Here is a 24,614-nt window from a genome sequence, read left to right on the forward strand (position 1 = left end):
TCCCCTCCTCCTCTGCCCTTCTCAGCCGCGCGTGCCCGCCCGCGAGCGGAGGGACGGCATCGGCGCGTCACGCCCCGGGCGCTGGCCGAGGATTCCGCACGCGTTGCGCGTCTCCCAACCGCGCCCGCGATAGAAGTCCGGGGTGAGGTCCGCCTGGGTCGGCGTCTCTCCGGCCAGCAGCGGCGCCTCCTCGCCCTCGGGCCCCAGCGCCGGGTAGAGCGAGGCCCACGGCATCACCGAGCGTGAGCCCAGGCCGCCCTGCCGGCTTCGCACCACCTCCACCGCGAGCCCCTCGGGCCCCAGCGCCTCGGTGCGAATGCGCGTCACGCCATCAGCCGGCGCGCTCGGAGACGACAGCACCAGCAGCAGGCCGCCTCCCCGGAAGGCCGCATCCGCCAGCTTCTTGCCCTCCGCCAGCGATAGCCGCACCCCGGAGGACTTCCCGCTCCCGGCGCTGCCCGACAGGCCCTGGGTGAGATCCACCACCACGCACGCGAACGCCCCGCTGCGGGCCAGCTGCACCGCCGTCCACGCCAGCTGCGCCTGCTCCTTGGGACGAACGATCAGCAGTCGGGACAGGTCCACGCCCATCGCCGCGGCGGCGGGCGGATAGAGCTCCTTGGGCCCATCCACCCAGGCGCACAGCCGCCGCTCCCGGTGCGCCGCCGCCACCGCGCGCAGCGCCAGGCTCGTACGCCCCGAGGCCACCTCGCCACAGAGCTCCACGGCCTGCCCCAGCGGGAACCCTCCCGAGGGCAGCAGCGCGTCTACCTCGTCCACTCCGGTGCGCAGCGTCGCCAGGTAGCTGCGGGGCGCGGCCTGCAGCTGGCGGATCCGCTCGCGCAGCTGCTCCACCACTGCTCCCGATCGCTGTTCCGCCGTCGCGCTCATATCCCGTCAATCTCCGAGCCGGATCCCGCTACACACAAGTTCAGTATGCTCATGGATCTGACGGGTGGCCCGAAGGACCTGGGACGGTGGCCATGTGCGAATGCCGAGGGCCCTCGCGATCCTCGCGGGATCACGAGCCCTTTCCCCCTCAGCCCAACCTTGCAGGCCGGATCCGCCGGCAGGACGAGTCGAATCGCTCTGTCCACCCGGCCGCCTTCCAGCCGGAGGAAAATCCCGGGATTTCCGCTGTGGACAATCGCTCCGAGGCCGATTTCTCGGCTCCCGCCGCGCCGGGCCCTGGGGCCACGCAACTCCGGAGACGCTGATTCGATAATCAGCGCAAGGTTTCCAAATTCCTCTTTCTCCGAGAATTTCCCATGTCCGTGACTCGCGCGACGTCCGCCACCGCCCCCCGTATCGCCGCCACCGCCAGCTCCGTCACCGCCCCCGCCGCGGGCCTCCGCAAGGGCGATGAGGGCCCCCGCGTCAAGCAGCTGCAGGACGCGCTGGTGCAGCTCAAGTACATGACCCGGGCGCAGGTGAACACCGGCTACGGCACCTTCGGCCCCAAGACCGAGGCGGCCGTGAAGAAGTTCCAGGCCGACCACAAGGTGCCCAACACCGGCTACTACGGGGACCTGACCCACGCGGCGATGAAGAAGGCGCTGGCGGGCCCCGTGGTGACGCCCCCGAAGCCGGAGCCCAAGCCGGGCGTCTTCAAGAAGCCGCCGGTCATCAACGCGCCCTCGCCCAACTTCAACGAGCGTGGTGGCAAGGACATCGACACCATCGTCCTGCACCACACCGCCTCCAACAACGGCGCGGGGGACCTGGCCCACATGCGCAACCCCGCCTCCGACGTGTCGGCGCACTACATGATCGACAAGGACGGGAAGATCTACCAGCTGGTCAATGATCAGAAGCGCGCCTGGCACGCGGGCGCGGGCGAGCTGCACGGCGTCCCCACGGACGTGAACGGGCGCTCCATCGGCATCGAGATCGTCAACGACGGCAGCGGCAAGACGCCCTTCACCGACGCACAGTACAAGTCCCTCACCCAGCTCACCGGCTACCTGAAGCAGGAGTACAAGGTGCCGATGAACAACATCGTCGGCCACAAGGACGTGGCGGTGCCCAAGGGCCGCAAGAGCGACCCGGCCGCCAACTTCGACTGGAACCGGCTGCGCAAGGGCATCTCCTGATTCCAGAGCCCCCCGGGCGCTCACCGCGTTAGCGCGGACACGGCCAGGTACACCTGCCCTCGGGCAGCGCGTGCCTGGCCGTCGCCGTTACCCGGCGCACAGCAGCTTCACCTCCACGGCCTTGTCATCCGACTGGCGCAGACAGTTGCCCAGGAAGAAGAGGCGCGCGGGCCGGCCCTCCCCGGACGGGTCGTAGCGCAGGTCTCCCCCCGCCACGCTGCACGTCTGCACGGTACCGTCGCCGCGTGTCACCTCCACGCGCGCCAGCAGCGGATCCGGCAGGTTCACCACCTCGATGCTCTGCGAGATGGCCGCCAGCTCGGCGATGGCCACCAGCGTGTCGCGGTAGCTCGCCTTGCAGATGGAGTCCAGGTTCTCCAGCCGGCTGTTGAAGCGCTCCGACATGGCCCGGTGCCGGAAGCCGGGACCGTACGAGGTCGGACACTCCGCGTTGCGCACGAAGGCGCCATCCGACACCAGCTCCGCCCGCTTGTCGCTCAGCGCCACCGGGCCGATGGTGGCCCACAGCACCTCGCGCCCCGCGCCCGTGCTGTCCTTCAGCCCCTGGAAGATGTTGAAGTAGTCCCCCACCGAGGTGAGCTCCGCAGCCTGCTCCGAGCAGAGATCCCTCGAGGTGTCCAGGGTGAGGAGCACCGGCGGCGGCCGCTGCAGGGTGCTGCAGTCCTCCTCGTCCGTGACGACCACCACCAGCAGGCGCGCCCCATCCCTCAGGAAGCCCCCGTTCCCTCCCTCCTCCAGGGGCGCGGAAGCCAGCGAGGAGGCCACCGCCAGCCGAACCGCCTCGAAAGGCGTCTCCTGGCCGCTGCCCTCTACCCCCTGCTTCACCAGCCGGCGGAACTTCTCCAGCACCTCCGGATCCGAGGACTCGATGTAGCGCTCGGTGCCCGTCCCCCCGCTCGGGGTGGGAACGGGCCGCAGCAGGCCCGCCTCATTCGGGTACTCCCGATAATTCTCGCGGTTATTGAAGAACGACCGCAGATACACCGACGTGGTGATGACGCCCACCCGGAAGTCCTGAGTCACCCCGCCCCCCTGGCGCAGCTCCTCCAGGAAGGCGGGCAGCTCGGTGGCGATGGCCTGTTGCTCCTCCGCCATCGAGCCCGAGTTGTCGATGACGAACAGGATGTCCGTCTTCTGGGGAGCGATGACGGGCGCCTCGGCCTCACAGCGACCGGGCAGGGTCGAGCCCGGCCGGTCCACGGGCGACTCACAGGCCGCCACTCCTCCCAGGGCGGCGAACAGGAGGATGAGACGAGGGGGAATACGGGCCTTCACGAGGACTCCCTCCGCGACGCGCAACGCGCGTGGACGCGGCGCATCAGAATAGATCCGGGGTGCAGCATGCCCCACCCGCTCTGGCTCCGCGAGAACCGTCTGACAGGTGAACTCCCGGTCGGAAAAATGCACGTCGCGTTTGCCATGCGCGTTTTGGTTGCTACGTTGGGTCAACTGCCACAGAAGAAATTTGATGTGTTCAACAGCCCGACACTCCCGGTCGGGCCCTTCGAGGGTCAAAAACCAACATGTCTGACGACAAGAAGAAAGGTTCCGCCGCCAGCGCCATGCCGACGGCCATGGCTCCTCCGGGCCTGATCAACAAAGAGGACATCCCGCAGGTGCTGCCGATCCTGCCCCTGCGTAACTCGGTGTTCTTCCCCGGTGGCGTGCTGCCGCTGGCGGTGGGTCGCCAGAAGACCATCGCCCTCATCAAGGACGCGGTGCGTGACGACCAGGTCATCGGCGTCGTCACCCAGCGCCGCGCCGAGGAGGAGGATCCGGGCGCCAGCGACCTCTACTCGATGGGGACCGTGGCCCGCATCGTGAAGCTGCTGAAGATGGGCGAGGACAACTACTCGCTGGTGGTGCAGGGCCTGGCGCGCTTCCGCGTGCTGGAGCTGGTGCAGGAGGCCCCCTACCTCAAGGCCCGCGTGGACGCCGTGGAGGACAAGACGGCGGCCGAGAACGTCGAAGTGGAAGCGCTGGGCATCAACCTGAAGAAGCTCGCCCGTGAAGTGATCGAGCTGATGCCGGAGCTGCCGGCGGCGGCCACCGAGCTGGTGGAGTCGATTACGCACCCGGGCCACCTGGCGGACCTGATCGCCGCCAACGTGGACGTGCCCATCGAGGAGAAGCAGGCCGTCCTGGAGACGGTGGACCTCAAGGCGCGCATGAAGCTCGTGCTGGAGCTGCTCAACCGCAAGCGCGAGATCCTCAAGCTGTCGAACAAGATCGACTCCGCCGTGAAGGGCGAGATGTCGAAGACCCAGCGCGAGTACTACCTGCGCCAGCAGCTCAAGGCGATCAAGGAAGAGCTCGGCGAGATGGGCGAGGAGGAGGAGGAGCTCGACGAGCTGCAGGAGCGCCTGAAGAAGGCCGGCCTGCCGCCCGACGTGGAGAAGGTGGCCACCAAGGAGCTCAACCGCCTGAAGACCATTCCGGCGGCCTCGAGCGAGTACACGGTGGCGCGCACCTACCTGGACTGGATCGCCGATCTGCCCTGGTCGAAGGTGTCCGAGGACAACCTGGACATCGAGAACGCCCGGCAGGTGCTGGACAAGGACCACTACGGCATCAAGAAGGTGAAGAAGCGCATCCTCGAGTACCTGGCGGTGCGCAAGCTGAAGAACGACATGCGCGGCCCCATCCTCTGCCTGGTCGGTCCTCCGGGCGTGGGCAAGACGTCGCTCGGCCAGAGCGTCGCCAAGGCCACCGGGCGCAAGTTCGTCCGCCTGAGCTTGGGCGGCGTGCGTGACGAGGCGGAGATCCGTGGCCACCGGCGCACCTACGTCGGCGCGCTGCCGGGCCGCTTCATCCAGAGCATGAAGAAGGCCGGGACGAAGAACCCGGTGATGATGCTGGACGAGATCGACAAGCTGGGCGCGGACTTCCGCGGCGACCCGAGCGCGGCGCTGCTGGAGGTGCTGGACCCGGAGCAGAACAACACGTTCAGCGACCACTACCTGGATGTGCCGTTCGACCTGTCCAAGGTGATGTTCATCGCCACGGCGAACCAGCTGGATCCGATCCCTGGGCCGCTCCGTGACCGTATGGAGATCATCGAGCTGTCGGGCTACACGTTCGAGGAGAAGCAGAGCATCGCGCGGATCCACCTGGTGCCCAAGCAGCTCAAGGAGCACGGGCTGTCGTCGGACCACATCGAGGTGACGGACGAGGCGCTGCTGACGCTGACCACCTCGTACACCCGCGAGGCGGGTGTGCGTAACCTCGAGCGCCGCATCGCGGACCTGTGCCGCGCGGTGGCGGTGGAGGTGGCGGGTGGCAAGACGGAGAAGCAGACGGTCAACGGCGAGAGGGTGAAGGAGATCCTCGGGCCCGAGACGTTCTACTCCGAGGTGGCCGAGCGCACGGAAGTCCCGGGCGTGGCCACGGGTCTGGCCTGGACGGCGGCGGGCGGCGATCTGCTCTTCATCGAGGCGACGAAGATGGTCGGCAAGGGCGGCATGACGCTCACCGGTCAGCTCGGCGACGTGATGAAGGAGAGCGCCACGGCGGCCCTGAGCTACCTGCGCAGCAAGGCGGAGTCGCTGGGCATCAGCCCGACGTTCCTGGAGAAGACGGACGTTCACCTGCACTTCCCGGCAGGCTCCATCCCGAAGGATGGTCCTTCGGCGGGCGTCACCATCCTGACGGCGCTCACGAGCCTGATGACGGGCATCCGGGTGCGCAGCGACACGGCGATGACGGGCGAGGCGACGCTGCGTGGCCTGGTGCTGCCGGTGGGCGGCATCAAGGAGAAGGTGCTGGCAGCGCACCGGGCGGGCATCAAGCGGGTGATCCTGCCCGAGCGGTGCCGCAAGGATCTGGTGGACGTGCCGGATCAGGCGAAGAAGGAACTGGAGTTCATCTTCGTGAGCCAGATGGACGAGGTGCTCAAGGCGGCGCTGGAGTCCTCGCCGTTCAAGGGCACGTCGAACGCGCCGGCCGGTGGCGAGCAGACCGCGGCGCCGGTGCCGGCCACGGGCACGGAGCCCTCGCCGGAGATCCGGGCCATGGGCGCCGAGATGCCTAACTGAAGTCCGGTAGCGAGTTGAGAGGCGGGCGGGTTCCCATGTGGGGCCCGCCCGTTTTCTTTTGTCCCAAGTGACAGGGGCACGGTCTGGGGCGCAGGTCGCGGGTCCCTCGTCTCGGCGCGGGGCCCCCCGTCAGCGGACGGGTCCTCCCGCGCCGGCCGTCCCGCTCTCCCTCGGCTCACGGGTTCGAGTACCCCCGTGGTGCGCTCTTGCCAAACCTGTATGGTTGTCAGACAGGTTTGGACGGACCTGCGCATGGGGAACGCCGGGATGAATACGGGTGTCGGAACCGCCATGCGGAGAATCGTGGGAACGTTGCTGGGGCTGGTCCTGGTCACCGGATTCAGTGAGCGCGCGTACGCACAGCCGGCCCCAAGCGCTCCTCCCGAGCCCTCGAAAGTTTGGCCTGCCCTGGGCGCTCCGCTCACGGTTCAGCCGTTGAGTGTGCCCAAGGGCTTCCGCAAGAAGCGCATCTACCTGGACCCGGGCCATGGCTTCCGCGGCAACACGGGCAACAGCTCCGTCACCTGTGAGAACGAGGCGGACTTCACCCTCCGGGTCACCGAGGATCTCGCTCGACGGCTGGAGGCCACCGGACGCTTCCAGATTCGACTCAGCCGCAAGGCTGGGAAAGACGTCTCCTACCCTGACCGCGTCGCTGAGGCGGAGCGCTGGGGCGCGGACGTCTTCGTCAGCCTGCACTCGGACTCTCGCGGCGAGGCCACCTGGTGGGAGCCCACTCCGGGCCAGTCCTGTCTCCGCCAGGATACGGGCCCGGGCTACAGCGTGCTCTGGGCCGACGACACCGCTGAGCCCCTGAAGACCCGACGCGTGACCCTGGCGCGCGCTCTGTCCCGACGTATGACGGAGGCGGGTTTCCCACCCTACGACGGTGCCGACTACGTGGGCCTGTATGACGGCGACACGCAGCCCGGCGTCTTCGTGAGCCGTCACGAGCCCGGGCGGCGCATCCACGTGCTGCGCCGGCCGCGCATTCCCTCCGTCATCATCGAGACGCACCACGCGCTCGACTTCGAGGAGGCCGCTCGCTGGAAGGAGGAGCGCACCCTGGAAGCCTTCGGAGCAGCCGTGGCGCAGGGGCTCGTGGACGCGCTCTCCACGCCGCGCTCCTCTGCCCCTTCTACTTCGACCGGGGTCACGGCCAGCAAGTAGCCCGCCCCCCGCGCCTCACCTGCAGGGATAGTTGCTCCGGCTGCACGTCACGCCGTTGTTATAGGCGTCGTTGAAGTGCGTGTAGTACGCGTCATAGAGCGGATGCGTGGTGCCAGTCTCCGGCGCCATCTTGACGAAGATCTCCTCGTTCTCGTTCAGCGCGTCCTGCGTCCAGTTCTGGGAGCCCGTGTAGACCCGGTACTGGTACGCGCTGCCATACTTGCCGTACGCGAGGAAGAACTTGTCATGCACCTTGTCCTTCCTCCGGATGGCCACGCCCGCATCAAGCAGCGTGTTGTAGATGGTCTGATCCATGCTGATCCCGTCCGTGGAGTCTCCGCCCACCACCATCCACACCGCGCACCCGGAGGCCTTGAAGCGCTTGACCAGCTCCACGAGCCCAGGGCGCCCCCCAGTAACGTTGGCCATGCCGACGCGGAGCCGGCAGTTGGCATCCGGCGTCAGGTCGTTCAGCCGCGTCACGATGGTGTCTGTCTGGTTCACTCCCTCGGGAGAGGCGTACGCGTCCGCCGCCGTCGCCTGGTAGTACCCACGCCCCGAGGCCGAGTCGTAGTAGTCGTTGCCCGAGAAGCGCCGCCGGTTCCACATGTCCGAGAAGTTGGCGTTCAGCCCGTTCATCAGGGTCGCATCCCCGTAGACGGTGATCGCGTTGTTGAACGCATCCGAGCCGGAGGCGTACGTCAGGTTCGCCGAGCTGAACCAGGACACGTTGCTCCGAGCCACGGAGTTCGGATCCGTGGTCGCGCTGAACGTGAACATCTTCGTGTGCATGTCACCATCAGCGCTGGTGCTGATGCAGCCGGTTCCACCGCTGGAGTTCTGGCAGAACTTACGCGAGGTGAGCTGCTTGATCGTCACCACCGCGGGATCGGTGGAGCTCTCGTTCTTCCCGTCGATGACCACCATGACCGAGACGCCCCGGTTCTGCGCGTTCAGTAGCGCGGTGGCCACGCCATCCATGCTCAGCGAGTGGATCGTCCCCTTGATGCTCGAGCCCGCTGGCGCCGCGTCGATGAGCCGCCGCAGCTCGTTGTGGATCGTGTAGTCCCGGCCCGAGTACGCCGGGGGATTGGTGAAGTGTGCCCAGACTGGGTAGCCCGCGATCGTCGCGGACGCGGACTGGATCCCCGCCTGAACCGTCCCCAGCGCCTCGGCCTCCGCGATTGGCTCCTCGCCGCAACCACTCCCGACCGTCAGTCCGAACAGCCCACAGGCCAACGCGGCCCGGCATGACTTCTGGAGGCTCCCTCTCGAATGCATGGCGATGCTCCCCTTCTCAGCCGAAGGTGGCCGGCTGATCGTTCGCCCCGCCTAGCATCTGCTTTTCTTATTTCCCAATAAATTCAGGATAGACCTGAAATACCAGTCACAGCGAGCGAAGCCGCTCGGCCACCCTGCGCAGGTCCGCCTCGAAGTGGGCCCGAGCCTCCTCGCGGGCCTGCTCATCCGGCATCCGCAACAGCGCCGAGGGGTGGAAGGTCGCCATCCACCACGGTGTCCAGGGTGTCTCGAAGACCTGGCCCCGGCTCCGGTTGATGCGGAAACCCGGCCCCAGGAAGGTCTGGGCGGCCGTTGCCCCGAGACAGACGATCATCCGGGGCTTCACCGCGGCCACCTCCGCCTCCAGCCACGCCTTGCATGCAAGGACCTCGCGCCGATTCGGTGTGGCGTGCAGCCGCCGCTTCTCGTCTCCGGTCCACCCGAAGTGCTTCACCGCGTTGGTGACATAGGTGTCCTCGCGCCGGATGCCCACCCGCGCCAGCACCTCGTTGAAGAGCTGTCCCGCGGGCCCGATGAAGGGTCGCCCCTCGCGGTCCTCTTGATCGCCTGGCTGCTCGCCCACGAACATCACCGGTGCTCCCAGGGGCCCCTCTCCAAAGACGGCCTGCGTCGCGCGCTCGTGTAGAGGACACGCCTGGCAGCTCTTCGCCGCCGACGCCAGCGCGGGCAGATCCCGGCGCTCGGGCAGGAAGTGGCTGGCCTCGGACACCTCCAGCTCGGGAGTCACCATGGAGGCCGTGCGCTCCGGCGCCTGCCGCACCAGCGCGGGAATGAGCCTTGCCTCGGGCAACGTGGCCCAGTGCTTCTTCGGCATCTCCGCGCGCATCGCCTTCACGTTGAGCCGCGCCGGGTTGAAGGTGGAGGCGTAGTAGGTGGACCACAGTGCTTCCAGCGCGTCGCCCTCCGGCGCCTCCGAGCGAGGCACGCCTTCCCCGTACGTGAGACGCTCCAGGTCCCAATGCACGCAGGCATCTGGCGTGAGGATGCTCCAGCGCATCGTCGCGAAGCGCTCGACGAAGAACGGCGCCACATGTCGGACGATGAGGTGATCGGGCCGGTGCCACGCGATGAAGTGCTCCTGCCCTTCCCGCTCGACTCGCCGGAAGCGCACGAAGGCCTTCATCTTGTGCGAATCCCTCCGCACCGCCTTCTCCAGGCTCCTCAGCCGGTACACGTCCGCGTCGCTCTCCACCTCCAGCAGTTGGCGCTCCCCGTGGGTGAGCCGCCACAACACCCGGTAGAGCAGCGCCCACCGCCCCGGCTCCCGGTGGCACGCTACGAGCTCCGCCAGCGACAGGAACGCCTTCGGCACGGCCAACGCGGGCCCGGTGCCCGCATCCGGCAGGGGCTCCGCCGCCAGGAGCGAGCCCTGCCTGCCCCGCGCCTCCTCGAAGAGCACCTGCCCGGGCGCCTCTCCGCGCGCGATCAGCGCCCGCGCCACGCTCCGGAACGACTCGAGGTCCGGCTCCAGGCCCACGCGCGTCATAGCTCTCCCGTGCGCGCCGCCACCGCGCTGGAGAAGAGCGAGAGCTGCGTGGGAGGAGGCCGTACCCGCTCGGCCAGGCGCGGCGAGTCCAGGAGCACCGTGGGCCGGTGGTCCGCCGTCACGATGAACGGCTTCACGCGGGTGAGCGACACCCGCAGCCGTCCCAGGTCCGCGAGCGTTACCTGGTGCCACCGCCGGATGCGCAACAACCGGTCCACGGTGCGCACGCCCAGCCCTGGCACCCGCAGCAACATCTCGCGCGGCGCGCGGTTCACATCCACGGGGAACGCGTCACGTCGACGCAGCGCCCAGGCCAGCTTCGGATCCATGTCCAGCGGCAAGTCGGGCTGCTCGGGCGGGGCCAGCTCCCCCACGGAGAAGCCGTAGAAGCGCATCAGCCAGTCGGCCTGATACAGCCGGTGCTCGCGCACCAGCGGCGGAGACTTCGCCGGCAACCGCACATCCGAGCTGGGGATGGGGCTGTAGGCCGAGTAGTACACCCGCTTGAGCCCATAGCGCGTGTAGAGGTTGCTGGCGGTGTCCAGGATGATCGCGTCCGGAGTAGGCGTGGCGCCCACGATCATCTGCGTGCTCTGGCCCGCCGGCGCGAAGCGCGGCGCTTGGGGGCTCTCCTGACGCTCGGCCTTCGACTGCTCTACCCGCGCGTGGATCTCCCGCATCGTCTCGCCCGTGGTGGCGAAGCTCTTCTCCGGCGCCAGCCTGCGCAGGTCGCCATCCGTGGGCAGCTCGATGTTGGCGCTCAGGCGGTCCGCGTACTTTCCCGCCGCGTCGATCAGCTCGCGCGAGGCTCCGGGTACGGCCTTCAGGTGGATGTAGCCCTGGAACTGGTGCTCCTCACGCAGGGTGCGCGCCACCTCGATGAGCTGCTCCATCGTGTAGTCCGCGCTCTTGAGGACGCCGGAGCTCAGGAACAGCCCCTCGATGTAGTTGCGCTTGTAGAAGTCGAGCGTGAGCCGCACCACCTCCTCGGGGGTGAAGCGCGCTCGCGGCGTGTCGCTGGAGATGCGGTTGACGCAGTACTGGCAGTCGTAGATGCAGAAGTTCGTCAGGAGGATCTTGAGCAGCGACACGCACCGCCCGTCGGGCGTATAGCTGTGGCAGATGCCGGTGCCCTCCACACTGCCCAGGCCTCCCGGGAGCGTCTTGCGCTTCCCTCCACTGCTCGCGCACGAGGCGTCGTACTTGGCCGCATCGGCGAGGATCTGCAGCTTCTGGCGGACATCCATGGGGCTCCCCCTGAACCCCATCTAAACCTTCAATTTCTCAGGCAAATTCCGCCATCCACGCAGCAAAACTGGAACGGGCGTTCAGCCCTGCTTCTCGGACAGGAGCCAATCGATGAAGTACACGTATCTGGGCCGCACGGGACTCAAGGTGTCGCGCATCTGCCTGGGGTGCATGAGCTACGGCACCCCGGCATGGCGCCCGTGGGTGCTGGACGAAGAGGCCGCGCAGCCCTTCTTCCGCAAAGCAGTCGAGAGCGGCATCAACTTCTTCGACACGGCGGACATGTACTCGCAAGGCGTGAGCGAGGAAGTCACGGGCCGAGCGCTGAAGCGCTACGCGCGGATGGAAGAGGTGGTGTTGACCAGCAAGGTCTTCTTCGACATGGGCGAGGGGCCGAACATGAGCGGCCTGTCGCGCAAGCACATCGTCCAGGGCTGCGAGGCGAGCCTGCGGCGCTTGGGCGTGGAGACGATCGATCTGTACCAGATCCACCGGTACGACCCGCGCGTCCCCCTCGAGGAGACGCTGGCGGCGCTGGACCAGCTCGTGCGCCAGGGGAAGGTCCGCTACCTCGGAGCCAGCTCCATGTTCGCGTGGCAGTTCGCGCGAGCGCTGGGCATGGCCGAGCGCCACGGCTGGGCACGCTTCGTCTCGATGCAGAACCACTACAACCTGGTGTACCGCGAGGAGGAGCGCGAGATGCTGCCCCTGTGCGAGGCGGAGGGCATCGGCGTCATCCCCTGGTCCCCGCTGGCGCGAGGCATGCTGACGGGCTCGCGCAAGTCGCAGAAGGACCGCGCCTCCACGACCCGCGCGAGCACGGACGCATTCGCGGACGCGCTCTACGACCACCCGAGCGACTGGGACGTGGTGGAGGCGGTGAAGCGGGTCTCGGAGGCGCGAGGCACTCCCATGGCGGAGGTGTCCCTGGCGTGGCTGCTGTCGAAGCCCGCGGTGACGGCGCCGATCGTGGGTGCCACGAAGATGGAGCACCTGGAGGCGGCCATCCGCGCGGTGGAGGTCCAGCTCACGGCGGACGAGGTAAAGGCGCTCGAGGCGCCCTACCAGCCCCACCCGGTCCGAGGGATGTAGCGCCTCACGGCTCCTTCGTGAGCGCGTCCACCTGCTCTTGGAGCCCGGCCGTCTCCTCGAAGAAGGAGTCCATGGAGGCGGCCGGCGCCAGGCGGAACGCCGAGGGCAGCAGCGTGCGCGGGAAGCCCAGCGCTGTGTCGAAGTCCTCGTTGCCCAGCAGTTCCTGCGCCTGCAGAAGCAGGCCGAAGCCCAGCACGACCGCGGTGACCATCGTCGCCAGACGGCGCGAGTCCCACCGCGTCACATAGCGCAGGTGCCAGAACAGGCCCCACCCCATCACCCCCAGGTAACCCAGCAGCGCCAGCCACGCGAGGCTCGGCCCCAGCGAGAGGCTGAAGCCCAGCACCGTGAGCACGCCGGGAATGCCGATGACGGCCAGCAGCACCACGCTGCCGATGGTCCCATGGGCGCGGAAGTGGAACGGCCGGCGCGCGATCCGGCTCGCCACGGACCAGCCGCCCGCCCAGAAGAGCGCGAGCGCCACCGGCAGCAGCACCGAGAACACTACCTCGCCCCAGTCCGTCTTGTCGTAGCTCGTGACGTACGAGGAGAGCACCGAGAAGCCCACGGCCGCTCCGAGCGCCGACACGAAGCTCCAGGGCCGCTCGAAGATGCGCTGCTGCGGCCCCACTGGCGCCTCGCCCACCAGCGTGTGCGGCACCTCGTAGGTGCGCCCCCGGAAGCGCAGCACCGTGTCGCCCACCTGCACCCGCGAGTCCTGCGCCAGCGTCAGCTCGGCCAGCGGGGCCCAGGGCTCCACCCGGAAGGTGCCGTTCTGGCTGCCCACGTCGCGCAGCACCAGCGCTCCCTCTTCAGTGCGATCGATGCGCAGGTGCGCCGCGGACACCTTGGGGTCATCCAGGATGACGTCGTTGAAGTAGCCGCGCCCCACCGTGACGGGGAAGCGCTCCAGCCGGTGGCGTGCGTGGAGGGAGTCCCCTTCCAGCACCTCCAGGAAAATTACTTCGTCCACGCGAGCCCCTCCAGGTAGTGGCGCGCGAGCTTCCGCGCGTTCTCCGGCGAGAAGCCCGCCAGGGTGAAGCTGGTATCCACGCCCTGCCCCGCCGAGGGCAGCGTCGCGGCGCGCAGGACCAGGTCATAGAGCCCGGGGAACTTCTTGTAGGCGCGCAGGCACAGCCCGGCCCTCAGCGTGAGCGCTCCGGAGCGCACGAACTCCGAGTGGCAGCGGAAGTTCGTCACGTCCTCGCGCGTGGCCTCCACGCTCGGCGGATCCGAGCCGAAGAACGCGCTGGAGAGCGCCGAGAACCGCAGGGCCCCGAGCTTCGTCGAGGAGACGTGCTGGTGGTTGTAGGCCACCACCCCCGTGCGGTGTTGCGAGGACAGGTACAGATCGTCCTCCGAGGAGCACTGGTAGTTGGTCACCGTGTAAGGCGTCTCCGGATCATGCGGAGTGTCTCCCCAGCACTTGAGGAACGGCAGCCACCGGCCGGGCACACGGTAGGGGCCCAGCGACTGCTGCGGAAGAGGCGTGGCGAGCAGGCGCTCCGTGATGCGCTGCTGGTGGTCCAGCAACTGGGTGCGCACCGTGGCCAGGAGCGCCTCCGAGCCGGTGTCCTCCGCCTTCACCGCGAGCGCCCGCGTCAGCAGCGCCCGGGCATGGTCCACCGGCACGAGGAAGCCCACCTGGTTGCCCATGGTGGCCACATTGATGCCCACCACGCGGCCCTCGCCCGTGAGTGTGGGCCCGCCGCTCATGCCCGGGTTGATGGCTCCACTGAAATGCACCCGATCATAGAGCGCGTCCTGGACGAGGCCGTTGTAGGTGCCCTCGACGATGGTGGTGCCCAGGTCCTGCGGGTTGCCCATGGCGAACAGGCGCGTGCCCTGGGGTGGCGGTTTGTCGAGCAGCGCGAAGAAGTCCGACACCGGCTGGCCGAGGCGGACGACGGCGAGGTCATGCACCACGTCCACGTCCACCAGCTTCACCGGCACGGGCTCCTGACCATCGCGCACCAGCTCGGCGGTGTAGTCCTCCGGGTGGAACACCAGGTCGGAGACGACGTGGTAGTTGGTGACGGCGTGCCCGTCGGCGCTCACGAAGAAGGCCGAGCCGATGGACGACTTGGTGCCCGAGCGGCGCTCGATGATGCGCACCTGCGCCACCCGGCGCTTGATGCGCTCGAACAGCTCGTGGGTGGCGGGCGGCAGCGTGGCCACCGGCAGCGGAGGGACGACCTCCGGGGCCTGCTCGCCCTCCGGAGGGGGCTCGTCGGGCTGGGGGAGCACGGGAGGCTGGGCGATCGCCGGCGGCGGGGCAGGCACCGGGGCCTGCGCGAGCATGGCGAGAGCGAGAAAGGCGAACATGCAGGGCGCACAGTACAATGGCCTCCTATGACTGTCCTCCTGCGCGCTCTGGGGCTCTGCGCCCTGTTCCTCGCCCTCCCCGCCCACGCCGCCACGGATCCGCTGGCCCAAGGCACGGAGGATCATGAGGCCCAGCTCATTGGCTGGTCCTCCGACGAGAAGCGCTTCGCGCTCCGGCTCTACCTGCGCGACGCCGCCATCACCGATGGGAGCCACACCGATCCCGTCGCCTGCGAGGGATACCTCACCAACGAGGGCAATCCCCTGCACGGAGGATTGGTGGTGCTGGTCTACGAGCGAGGCCGGCTGCTCTCCACCTTCCCCATCTACGACCGGGAGAAGTGTACCCCTCCGGAGGAGTCCAAGAAGCGTCAGGAGGCCGCCCAGAAGAAGCTCGACGCGCTGGGTATCAAGCTGGACGCTCGGGGGCAGACCTTCATCCCGCAGTTCAACGGCCCTACCCTTACCGTGAACCAGGGCCCCCAGGCCCCCTTCACCTTCGAGTTCGAAGAGCGCCTCCAGGGCACCACGACCCACCCCAAGTCCGGAGAGGCGCGCGGCACCTCGGAGCAGGAGCTCTACCTGCGCAAGGGCGAGACGCGGCAGAAGGTGCTCACGCGCAAGGTGCCGTTCTCCTACTCCACCCGCATGACCGGCGCCCGGAAGGCGGCGCTGGATCGGGTGTTCGTCTCTCCCTCGGGCAACACGCTCGTGGTGCTCAGCAATGAGTTCGTGGCGAACATGGCCAGCCGTCGCAAGTCGCTGCGGCTGATGGGGGTGCTGGGCTGGTCCGGCGGCACGCTCAAGCCCCTCTGAGCCCTCTCGACAAGGAATCTCCGTGAGTGCCGCCGCGAAGATCTGGAGCCTCGTGCGCCGCCCGGGCTGGCGCATCCTGACGCCCGTCATCACGCTCGCCCTGCTCGTGTGCCTCGGCTACGCCCTCTGGTCCCCCGGGCAGGACGTCACCGATGGCCGGCATGACCTGGGGCGCAACGGCATGTGGCTGCAGCACGGCTGGATGGGGGACGACAGCTGGTTCGAGCGCAACAACAAGAAGGACCGCATCCCGCACTTCCGGGACTCGGCGCGCGTCGCGGAGCTGGCGCAGCGGCTCCGCGAGCACCGCATCACCGATGTGTTCCCCCACGTCGCTCCGGCCCAGCTCGACGGAAAGCTGCCTCCCGTCGACTCGGTGCAGACCGAGCGCTTCCTCCAGGGCATGGAGGGGTTCCGTGTAATGCCTTGGGTCGGCGGCGTGCTGGATGACGACTGCTTCCCGAAGATCCCCGGCTGGCGCGCGGGCTTCGTCCGTTCGATCCAGGAGTTGTTCCAGGCCCATCCGCGGCTGGCCGGTGTCCACGTCAACATCGAGCCCTGGCCCAGCGGTCACCCGGAGCTGCTCACGCTGCTGGAGGAGATCCGCGCCGTGCTGCCTCCGGGCAAGCTCCTGTCCGTGGCGGCCTACCCACCTCCCACGCGGTGGCACCCCTACACCGAGGTGCATTGGGACGCGGCCTACTACCGCGAGGTGGCGCGGCGCACGGATCAGCTCGCGGTGATGATGTACGACACCGCGCTGCGCGTGCCGAAGGTCTACCAGTGGCTCATGACCGAGTGGACCCAGGAGGTCCTCGCCTGGTCCGGCGGCACTCCGGTCCTCCTGGGGCTGCCCGCCTACGAGGACACGGGCGTGGGGTACCACCACCCTCACGTGGAGAACGTCCCCACGGGCCTGCGGGGGATCCACGCGGGCCTGTCCGCCCGAAGCCTGCCCGCGAACTACCAGGGCGTGGCCCTCTACTCCGACTGGGTGATGGATGACGCCGAGTGGAGGCACCTCCGCGAGCACTTCCTGAAGCCCGCGTCCCCCTGAAAAGGAACGGGGAAGGAGCCTCGAGCCCCCTCCCCGTTTCGAGCCGCGAGCGGCGCGGACTCAGTTCCGAGCGTTCAGGAAGCTCTGCACGTTGCCGAGCTGAGACACGCCGTTGGAGACGTTGCCGAGCACGCGGGCCACGCGGCTGTTGGGCGCCACGGTGTTGGCCAGCTCCGAGCCGGAGGTGATGGCGCCGAGGATGTCGCCGTTGCGAGCGGCCGAAGCCGTCTGCAGCACCTGGTTGCCCCGGGTGGCCCAGTCCGCCACCTTGTTCAGCCCGTTGGCCACGCCGCCGGCCATGCCGCCGATGGAGTCCGCCACGCCGCGCGCGCCGCTGGCCACCGCGCCGAGCAGGCCGCTCCAGTCGCCGTTGCGCACCGCGGTGATGCCCGAGCTGACCGCCGTGGCGCCGCGCTGCACCGCCGTGGCGACGTTGGCCACCGTGCGGGCCACGCCCGCGGTCGCCTTGCCCGCGAGCGCGCCGGCACCACCCGCGATGGCGCCCGCCATGCCGGCGATGCCACCCAGGATGTCACCCTTCTTGAAGGCGCTCACCGCGCTGATCACCGCGTTGGCCACGCGGGCGACCACGCCGATGGGGCCCGGAATGAAGCTGGCCACCTGCAGGGCGATCTTCCCGATCTTCTTCAGGGCGCTGCCCAGCTTGCTGAAGAAGCCCTTCTTGCGCTTGAACTTGATCTCCAGCTGACCGGTCCGCGCGTCGAGGTTGATCTTCGCCTCGTACTTCTTGCCGCCGATCTTGAACTTGAACTTCACCTTGCCGGGGTTCTTCAGCGAGTCGATCGCCTTATCGAAGGCGGCGTTGATCTCGCTCTCCTTGGCCTTGTTCAGGTGCTTGGCGTCGACGCCGAACTGCTGGAGGAAGGCCTTCTTGTCCTCGATCGACGACTGCTTGAGCGCATCGAGCTGCGCATGCGGGTTGGGGGGCGCCGCGGGAGCGGGCTCCGCCACGGCGAGGCCGTTGTTCACCGGCGCCGCGCCGCCCACGTCCTGGGAAGGAGCGGCCGCCGTCGTCTCGAAGCTGCTCGCCGTCTGCTGCTGGGAGGGAGCGGCCGTCGTCGTCTCGAAGCCACTCTGGTCCAGGGTGGAACGGAACTGCGCGCTCGAGTTGCTGGTACGGGAGGGGGCGACGGTGTTCTGCTGCGGAGGGGTAAGGGCCGTCGGCTGAGGGCCCAGGGTGCTGGGGCGAACGAAGCCGTCAGCGCGGTTGCGGATGGGGGAGGTCATGGTCGACAACTCCAGAGGGTCGAATAGGCGTACGTCGTTGGAGGAGTTTTCGGCACAGCCCTCGCCCAAGTTGCCATATTGCCTGGTATTTTTTCGCCCACCCTCTGGAGGAGCGACCCATGACGTCGCCAACCTATGAGACTTTGGACGGTTCCACGCCGGAGATCACCCCGCTGGCGGCGGAGCACGGGAAGCGGCTTCCCCTGTCCGCCTTCACCTTGCTGACGGGCGGAGATGTTTTCGAGTCCCGCCAGGGCAAGCCTCCCCCGGAGGGCCCCGCGCGTGCCCGGGCGTACGTGAAGGCCAAGGTGACGATGGTGGCCCACGGCGCGCCGCCCGAGCAGCTCCAGCGCGTGGAGGGCGACATCGTCCGGCAGCTCTCGGGCAACCTGCAGCTCATCGGCCGGCTGGAGGCCTCACGGCCCGTGGCGATCGATCTCATTCCCCCCGGCCAGCCGATGGCGCGCTACGGCTACCCCCGCTCCGTCTCGCCGCAGGCTGCGGGGCTCTTCTGGGATCACCCGGACTGGGAGCGGGCGCGCATCGCCCTGCGCCAGGACAAGCTGGCCCCCGAGCCGCACCTGGTCTTCCACGAGATGGCGCACGCCATCCAGGGGCTGGCCTTCACCCAGGAGGAGAACGAGCTGGTCTACCGGACCATGCTGCGCACCTACCGCAGCCGCGCCATGGTGGATGAGGTGTTCGCCCTCTACAGCGAGCGCGAGTTCATCCCCACGGTGACAGGGCACGACCTGCGCGCCCCGGGCGTGTACGGCATGGCGCGGCAGCGCTGGAACGAGGAGCACGTCTTCACCCGCTTCGTGCGCAACCTCTACTTCCCCTACAAGCCGCTGGCGGGCCAGGGCTCGGGGAACAGGGCCTCCTCGTTCGAGGGCTGAAGGCCGCCCCACCCCGAAACGTGGAGCCGGGCGCTCGCCTCCCGGGCCCCCCTTGACACTCCATCCGCTATAACGGATATATAGCTACATCCGTTTTGACGGACGTCTGTCCGATAAAGAGGTTCTCCCATGAACGCCGCCGTCATCGACCTGCAAGACTTCCGCAAGAAGCGCGAGGCCGAGCAGTGTCAGATGACGCGAGCCACCCCCGCTCGGCCGTGGATGCCGGTATGGGTGTGGGTGGTAGTCTGGCCGGTATGAAGTCGGTACGGGAGAACAGCGGACGCAAAGGCCGAAGCGGTCCACCACGCCGCAAGAGTGCCGGGCCCGAGGCCTCGGCACCCGCGGACGTGTCCCCCGAGTCTTCTTCCGAGGAGCTCCTCTCGACGCGATCCCCCGCCATGCCTCCCGCCCCTGGCGACGAGGCGTGGGCGTACGAGGTGGCACACCCAGATGCCGACCAGGACATGGCACCCGTGGTGGGCCGCAACCTGAGGAGGCTGCGCATGCAGCGCGGCCTGTCGCTCGAGCGGCTGTCCAAGGCCTCGGGCGTAAGCCGGGCGATGCTCGGGCAGATCGAGCTGGGCCAGAGCGCGCCCACCATCAACGTGCTGTGGAAGATCGCCCGGGCGCTGGACCTGCCGTTCTCGGCGCTGATCAGCAACACGGGTGGCACGGGCACGCGGCTGATGCGCGCGCAGCAAGCCAAGCGGCTCACCTCGCATGACGGGCGTTTCGCCTCCCGGGCGCTCTTCCCGTTCGACGAGCCGCGGCGGGTGGAGTTCTACGAGCTGACCTTGAGGACCCAGAGCGAGGAGCGGGCCGACGCCCACCCTCCTGGCACGCTGGAGAACCTGATCGTCACCCGGGGCACGCTGGAGATGGAGATTGGCGCCGAGCGCCACGTGCTTGCCCCGGGGGACGCCATCCTCTTCGAGGCGGACAAGCCCCACGTCTACCGGAACGTGGGGCAGGACGATCTCACCATGTACCTGGTGATGACGTACGCCGAAGAGGTGGGCTGAGCTACTTCGACATGCACATCATCATGGGCATGCCGTTGCACATCATCATCATCGGCGCGCCCATGGCCATCATGCTGGTCATGGCGTCGCAGCACTCCTTCATCATCGCCATGTCCTGACCTTCCATCGGCATCATCTTGCACATCATGCCGTCCTTGGTCATCTCGCAGGTCATGCGGCACATCATCGGCGCCATCTGACGCATCATCATCGGCATCTGCATCATCATCGGCATGCCGCCCATCATGTTCATGGGCATCATCCCGCCCATCATCATGGGGTTCATGCCGCCCATCATGTTCATGGGCATCATCCCGCCCATCATCGGGTTCATGCCCATCATGTTCATGGGCATCATCCCGCCCATCATGTTCATGGGCATCATCCCGCCCATCATCGGATTCATGCCCATCATCGGCATGTTCTGGTTGGGCATGTTCATGGGCATGGCGTTCGCGGTCATCATTTGTGGGCTCCTCCCGGCATCGCCGGAGTGAAGAAAGCGTCCCAGGGATAGAGCACCCGCACCGATACTTCGATTGAACCGTGGGGCATTGCTTCGCTTTCCTCCAAGGCAGCGGAGGCACTCCCCTTCGGAGCGGAGGATTGGCTGGCTGGGACGGATACCCGTCTGCTGGCGCGGACGGAGGCGTCACGCGGTGGACGGACGCCTCCTGTCACGAACCCAGCACTTCATGGACTCTCGGCCGGACGCTGAGGAGCGACCCGCTCGGCTCGCTCGCTCTCCAGAGCCTGCTCGGCCCGAGCGGCGGGGATCTCCACCGCCGGGCGATGGACCGTGCGGTAGACAGCCGCCGCCAGCCCTCCGCCCAGCAGCGGCGCGACGATGAACAGCCAGAGTTGCTGTAACGCCCAGCCACCGACGAAGACCGCGGGCCCCAGGCTGCGCGCGGGGTTCACCGAGGTGTTCGTGAGGGGAATGCCCACCAGGTGGATCAGCGTGAGCACGAGGCCGATCGCCAGGCCCGCGAAGCCCACGGGCGCCCGAGCATCCGTGGCCCCCAGCACGGTCAACACCAGGAGGAAGGTGAGGACGACCTCGGCCAGGAAGGCCGTGCCCGCCCCGTAGTTGCCCGGCGAGTGAGCGTCGAACCCGTTGGCTCCCAGCCCCTGAGCCACGGCCGAGTAGCCCTCCGGGCCCCCCTTCGCCATCAGGAGCACGATGCCCGCCGCCATGATTGCCCCCACGCACTGAGCGATGAGGTAGCCGGGGACGTGTCGGCGCTCGATCTTCCCGCAGAGCATCAGTCCCACCGTCACCGCGGGGTTGATGTGGCAGCCCGAGATGGGACCGATGGCATAGACCATCGCCAGCAGCGACAGCCCGAACGCGAAGGAGACGCCCAGGAAGCCGATGCGATCACCCGCCAGGACGGCCGCGCCCACGCCTCCGATGACCAGGACGAAGGTCCCGACCAGCTCGGCCAGATACCGACGCATCGCCTCGCTGCTCCTCGACCGAGCAGCCACCTTCACAGGGGGGTTCGCCATGGCCAGCCTCACCGGCGGAGCGCCCAGGACTGAGGCGTCTCCACCACAAGAGTTCACTGCTCGTGACACTGCTCATGCATGTCCCGCAGGCAATTGCCCGCAGGGACCAGGCCCGACCGTCTATACTCGCGACGTTCGGAAGGTCGGGTTTCGTCTCATGCATGGCCGTCGCGTCCTCTCTCCAGTCCTCCTCCTCGGCGCCGGAACCGGCGAAGCCACTTGCGGAATCCTCTATCTCGCGGGCTACCTGCGACGAGGAGGGATCGAGGCCTTCGTCCGGCTCTACGACGGGGACGAATCCGAGGACGAGGTCGTCCGCTCGCTCGAAGCCCTGGTGGCCCGCGTGCGGCCCCGGCTCGTCGGTATCAGCCTCAAGTGGTTCCACCACATCCACCGCGCGCTGCTCCTGGCTCGGACGCTGCGCAAGATCGACCCCGAGATCCGAATCGTCGTGGGCGGCAACAGCGCGTCGTACTGGTGGCGGGAGCTGAACGCGTTCGATTGCATCGACCACATCGTCCTGGGCGACGGCGAGCTGCCGCTGCTGGCGCTCTGCCAGGGCGATCCCTCCCCTCCCAACTGCGTCACCCGGGATCCGGACGGCAGCCCGCGGCGGTTGCCCCTGGCGTACGTGCAAGGCGCCAAGAACAGCGAAGACATCTACTACTCGCACTTCAACGACATCTTCCTGAGTCAGCAGGATCGCCACGCCTTCTCGGGGTGGGTCGCTCCCGGCAAGGGGTGCGGCGAGAACTGCCTCTATTGCGGCGGGGCTCGTGGCAACCAGAAGGCGGCGTTCGGACGCGCGAAGCCGTTCCTGCGGTCCGAGGAGAGCGTGCGCCGCGACCACCAGGAGATCGCCCACCAGACGTGGCAGATGCGCTACGACTTCTCGGGTAGCTCGGCGGAGTTCCTGCAAAGCACCTGGGCGGGAGTCGATCTCTCACGCCACTCCTGCACGTATTTCCTGTGGGGAGTGGCCCGGATCGAGCTCATCGACGCGCTGGCCCGGACCTTCGAGAAGGTCTACATGGTGCTCGACATCGGTTGCTTCTCGGAGCAGCAGCGGCTCGAGCAGATGCGGCGCGGCCTGCTCAAGCCATGTGCAACGGACCAGGAGCTGCTGAAGCTCATCGACAGCTGCCGGCGCCATCCGAACCTGGGTATCGAGATCTCCGGAATCGCGGGCCTCCCCTTCGCCAGCGCCGCCACGCTCGAAGAGGAAGTCCGCCTCGTGGAGCGCGTGATCAGCCTCGACTGCGTGGTGGGCTACCAGCGACTCGAAGCGCAGCCCGGTGCGCTCGTCACCGAGCACCCCGCGCGGTTCGACATGGAGACCGAAGCGCGAACGTTCACGGAGTTCCTCGACTACTTCGAGCGACGCGAGCCCGGCGACGTGTCGGTGCCGATGCTGCGCTTCCGCGACGCGGCGCTCGAGAAAGCGGTGCAGCGCACGTCGGATCACGTGGATTCCCTCGCATGGAAGCACCGAGACGCGAGGCGAAGGATCGCGATCAACGGCCGTACGCGCCTGCGGAACACCGCCCCCTCGACGCTCCGGTTCAAGCTCGGCGATTGGTTGGGACACCACCGGGTTCCGGCGAAGGTGGCGCAGGAACAGGTGACCGTCGTGCGGTCCATCGACGGCACAGGCCTGGCTTGCGCACCCTCGGTCAGCCCGCGAAGGTTCACCGACCCGACGCTGGATCAGGGCGAGGACGGCAGGATTCTCCTGAGCACCCTGGCTGCCTTCGAGCAACCGACGACGGTCGCCAGCGCGGTGACGCAGTTGGGAGCGAAGGTGAAGCTCGACCCGAACTCGGCGCGAGAGGTCATCGACCATCTCGTTGACGGACGCTTCCTGCAGCCGGCGTGAGGCCGTGCAGCCCCGTAGGGCACATGCCTACCCCTGCCGCTTGCGCGTGGGGCTCTGTGCCGCGGCCGCTGCCTCCCGCAGCTTGTCCTTCTTGCTCTTGCGCTTGCCCTTCACGCCGCCCTGCGGGTCCAGCACCGGCGGGGCGAGCTCGGTCGGCTCGAGCCCCGCGAGGCGCTCGCGCGGGAGCTTGAGGTGGTGACGGCGCTCGATGAGGCGGAAGTGGGCCTCGGTGCTCGGGGTAACGAAGCTGACCGCCACACCGGACTGTCCCGCGCGGCCCGTGCGCCCGATGCGGTGCAGGTAATCCACGGTGGAGCGCGGCAGATCGTAGTTCACCACCGCTGGCAGCCGCTCGATGTCCAGACCGCGGGCAGCCACGTCCGTGGCGACGAGCACCTTCACGCGTTGGGCCTGGAAGTCCGCGAGCGCCTGCGTGCGCGCGCCCTGGCTCAACTCACCGTGCAGCGCCGCCGCGAGGATGCCGGCGCGATTCAGCTTCAGCGCGACGTGGTCAGCGCCATGGCGGCTCGCCACGAAGACGAGGACGTGGGACCACGCATGCGTCTCGATGAGCCGGCGCAGCAGCGGCGTGCGCTTGTCCGTGTCCACCTCGATGGCGCGCTGCTCGATGGTGCCCAGGGCCTCGGGCGTGTCGGCGGGCGGCTCGGAGGAGTCCACGCTAACGCGGGTGGGCTCGTGAAGGAGCTGCGCCGCGAGCGTCTGAACCGCCTGCGGAAAGGTCGCGGAGAAGAGCAGGTTCTGCCTGCGGGCGGGCAGCAACTCCAGGAGGCGCGTGAGCTCCTCGGAGAAGCCTAGCGAGAGGAGCCGGTCCGCCTCGTCGAGCACCAGTGTCTCCACCGAGGAGAGCCGCAGCGCATTCTGCTTCACGAGGTCCAGCGCGCGTCCGGGCGTCGCCACCACCAGGTCGGCGCCACCACGCAGCGCCATCATCTGGGGGTTGATCGAGACGCCGCCCACCGCGAGACAGGTCTTCAGCGGCCTCGGCAGATAGCGCCCATAGCGGCCAATCGCCTCGGAGATCTGCGCGGCGAGCTCGCGCGTGGGGACGAGCACCAGGGCGCGCACCTGTCTCGGGGCCCGGCCCGGGTGCGCACTCAGGGCGTGCAGGAGGGGCAGGACGAACGCGGCGGTCTTCCCTGAGCCCGTCCGCGCGCAGGCCCACACGTCGCGGCCCCGCAGCACCGCGGGGATGGCCTCGCGCTGGACCGGCGTGGGCGCGCCATAGCCGAGGTCGGCCACGGCACGGGCGAGCGGCTCCGAGAGGCCGAGGGAAGTGAAGGTCATGGACTGGGGGGCTCGGGTGACAAGAGGGGCGCGGAGACTATCCCGCCCACGCCTCCGATGGCACCCAGGCGGGCAAGCGCTCGGAGTTTTGCCAGAGGGCCTCGG

21 protein-coding genes are annotated in these 24,614 nt (G+C 68.3%); 10 read left to right on the forward strand and 11 right to left on the reverse strand.

Annotated features, from left to right (window positions below; genetic code table 11):
• Positions 1-21: 21 nt before the first annotated feature.
• Positions 22-891, reverse strand: a complete 870-nt coding sequence (locus tag SYV04_RS15720) for an ImuA family protein (protein ID WP_321546592.1) — start codon at positions 889-891, stop codon at positions 22-24.
• A 377-nt stretch (positions 892-1,268) separates the two neighbouring features.
• Here SYV04_RS15720 and SYV04_RS15725 point away from each other — a divergent pair, with 377 nt between their 5' ends.
• Positions 1,269-2,093, forward strand: a complete 825-nt coding sequence (locus SYV04_RS15725; RefSeq protein ID WP_321546593.1) for a peptidoglycan recognition protein family protein — start codon at positions 1,269-1,271, stop codon at positions 2,091-2,093.
• A gap of 87 nt (positions 2,094-2,180) precedes the next feature.
• Here the strand turns inward: SYV04_RS15725 and SYV04_RS15730 are convergent, their stop codons facing one another.
• Positions 2,181-3,389: a vWA domain-containing protein gene (locus SYV04_RS15730; RefSeq protein WP_321546594.1), complete on the reverse strand. Its 1,209-nt coding sequence runs from the start codon at positions 3,387-3,389 to the stop codon at positions 2,181-2,183.
• Between the two features lie 248 nt (positions 3,390-3,637).
• On the opposite strand from SYV04_RS15730, the gene lon reads away from it, so the two are divergent.
• Both lon and SYV04_RS15740 read left to right on the forward strand, forming a co-directional pair.
• Positions 3,638-6,148 (forward strand): endopeptidase La, encoded by a 2,511-nt coding sequence (gene lon, locus SYV04_RS15735; RefSeq protein WP_321546595.1) that lies wholly within the window; start codon positions 3,638-3,640, stop codon positions 6,146-6,148.
• Between the two features lie 291 nt (positions 6,149-6,439).
• Complete coding sequence (locus SYV04_RS15740) at positions 6,440-7,318, forward strand: N-acetylmuramoyl-L-alanine amidase family protein (protein ID WP_321546596.1); 879 nt, start codon at positions 6,440-6,442, stop codon at positions 7,316-7,318.
• Positions 7,319-7,333: 15 nt separating this feature from the next.
• On the opposite strand, the gene SYV04_RS15745 is transcribed toward SYV04_RS15740, so the two are convergent.
• The 3 genes from SYV04_RS15745 to SYV04_RS15755 all read right to left on the reverse strand — a co-directional run bounded on the left by SYV04_RS15745 (position 7,334) and on the right by SYV04_RS15755 (position 11,353).
• A complete protein-coding gene (locus SYV04_RS15745; protein ID WP_321546597.1) occupies positions 7,334-8,599 on the reverse strand; it encodes a phospholipase D-like domain-containing protein in 1,266 nt (421 codons plus the stop codon).
• 106 nt (positions 8,600-8,705) lie between these two features.
• On the reverse strand, positions 8,706-10,106 hold the full coding sequence (locus SYV04_RS15750; RefSeq protein ID WP_321546598.1) for a UdgX family uracil-DNA binding protein: 1,401 nt from the start codon (positions 10,104-10,106) through the stop codon (positions 8,706-8,708).
• Positions 10,103-11,353, reverse strand: coding sequence for a putative DNA modification/repair radical SAM protein (locus SYV04_RS15755; RefSeq protein ID WP_321546599.1), 1,251 nt, complete (start codon positions 11,351-11,353; stop codon positions 10,103-10,105). The genes SYV04_RS15750 and SYV04_RS15755 overlap by 4 nt, the downstream gene beginning before the upstream one ends.
• Before the next feature lie 112 nt (positions 11,354-11,465).
• On the opposite strand from SYV04_RS15755, the gene SYV04_RS15760 reads away from it, so the two are divergent.
• Entirely contained in the window at positions 11,466-12,446 is a 981-nt protein-coding gene (locus tag SYV04_RS15760) for an aldo/keto reductase (protein ID WP_321546600.1), read from the forward strand.
• A 4-nt stretch (positions 12,447-12,450) separates the two neighbouring features.
• Here SYV04_RS15760 and SYV04_RS15765 read toward each other — a convergent pair whose 3' ends face one another.
• On the reverse strand, positions 12,451-13,419 hold the full coding sequence (locus tag SYV04_RS15765; RefSeq protein WP_321546601.1) for an FHA domain-containing protein: 969 nt from the start codon (positions 13,417-13,419) through the stop codon (positions 12,451-12,453).
• The gene (locus tag SYV04_RS15770; RefSeq protein WP_321546602.1) at positions 13,407-14,771 is read right to left on the reverse strand and encodes a S1 family peptidase; all 1,365 of its coding nucleotides are present in this window, start codon (positions 14,769-14,771) and stop codon (positions 13,407-13,409) included. Before SYV04_RS15770 ends, SYV04_RS15765 begins: the two co-directional genes overlap by 13 nt.
• A 27-nt stretch (positions 14,772-14,798) precedes the next feature.
• On the opposite strand from SYV04_RS15770, the gene SYV04_RS15775 reads away from it, so the two are divergent.
• Positions 14,799-15,587, forward strand: a complete 789-nt coding sequence (locus SYV04_RS15775; protein ID WP_321546603.1) for a hypothetical protein — start codon at positions 14,799-14,801, stop codon at positions 15,585-15,587.
• A gap of 22 nt (positions 15,588-15,609) precedes the next feature.
• Positions 15,610-16,644, forward strand: a complete 1,035-nt coding sequence (locus SYV04_RS15780; protein WP_321546604.1) for a glycoside hydrolase family 18 protein — start codon at positions 15,610-15,612, stop codon at positions 16,642-16,644.
• A gap of 60 nt (positions 16,645-16,704) precedes the next feature.
• Here SYV04_RS15780 and SYV04_RS15785 read toward each other — a convergent pair whose 3' ends face one another.
• Complete coding sequence (locus tag SYV04_RS15785) at positions 16,705-17,892, reverse strand: hypothetical protein (RefSeq protein ID WP_321546605.1); 1,188 nt, start codon at positions 17,890-17,892, stop codon at positions 16,705-16,707.
• A gap of 119 nt (positions 17,893-18,011) precedes the next feature.
• Here SYV04_RS15785 and SYV04_RS15790 point away from each other — a divergent pair, with 119 nt between their 5' ends.
• The 3 genes from SYV04_RS15790 (at position 18,012) to SYV04_RS15800 (ending at position 19,816) form a co-directional block, all read left to right on the forward strand.
• Positions 18,012-18,791 (forward strand): hypothetical protein, encoded by a 780-nt coding sequence (locus SYV04_RS15790; RefSeq protein WP_321546606.1) that lies wholly within the window; start codon positions 18,012-18,014, stop codon positions 18,789-18,791.
• Between the two features lie 129 nt (positions 18,792-18,920).
• Positions 18,921-19,052 (forward strand): hypothetical protein, encoded by a 132-nt coding sequence (locus SYV04_RS15795; RefSeq protein WP_321546607.1) that lies wholly within the window; start codon positions 18,921-18,923, stop codon positions 19,050-19,052.
• Between the two features lie 140 nt (positions 19,053-19,192).
• Positions 19,193-19,816, forward strand: coding sequence for a helix-turn-helix domain-containing protein (locus SYV04_RS15800; protein WP_321546608.1), 624 nt, complete (start codon positions 19,193-19,195; stop codon positions 19,814-19,816).
• 1 nt (position 19,817) lies between these two features.
• Here the strand turns inward: SYV04_RS15800 and SYV04_RS15805 are convergent, their stop codons facing one another.
• Positions 19,818-20,282 (reverse strand): hypothetical protein, encoded by a 465-nt coding sequence (locus tag SYV04_RS15805; RefSeq protein ID WP_321546609.1) that lies wholly within the window; start codon positions 20,280-20,282, stop codon positions 19,818-19,820.
• 227 nt (positions 20,283-20,509) lie between these two features.
• A complete protein-coding gene (aqpZ, locus tag SYV04_RS15810; protein WP_422723948.1) occupies positions 20,510-21,355 on the reverse strand; it encodes an aquaporin Z in 846 nt (281 codons plus the stop codon).
• Between the two features lie 130 nt (positions 21,356-21,485).
• Here aqpZ and SYV04_RS15815 point away from each other — a divergent pair, with 130 nt between their 5' ends.
• Positions 21,486-23,204: a B12-binding domain-containing radical SAM protein gene (locus tag SYV04_RS15815; protein ID WP_321546611.1), complete on the forward strand. Its 1,719-nt coding sequence runs from the start codon at positions 21,486-21,488 to the stop codon at positions 23,202-23,204.
• Positions 23,205-23,231: 27 nt separating this feature from the next.
• Here the strand turns inward: SYV04_RS15815 and SYV04_RS15820 are convergent, their stop codons facing one another.
• A complete protein-coding gene (locus tag SYV04_RS15820) occupies positions 23,232-24,509 on the reverse strand; it encodes a DEAD/DEAH box helicase (RefSeq protein ID WP_321546612.1) in 1,278 nt (425 codons plus the stop codon).
• Between the last annotated feature and the right edge of the window lie 105 nt (positions 24,510-24,614).

The organism is Hyalangium ruber (genome assembly GCF_034259325.1).
Lineage (GTDB): Bacteria > Myxococcota > Myxococcia > Myxococcales > Myxococcaceae > Hyalangium_A > Hyalangium_A rubrum.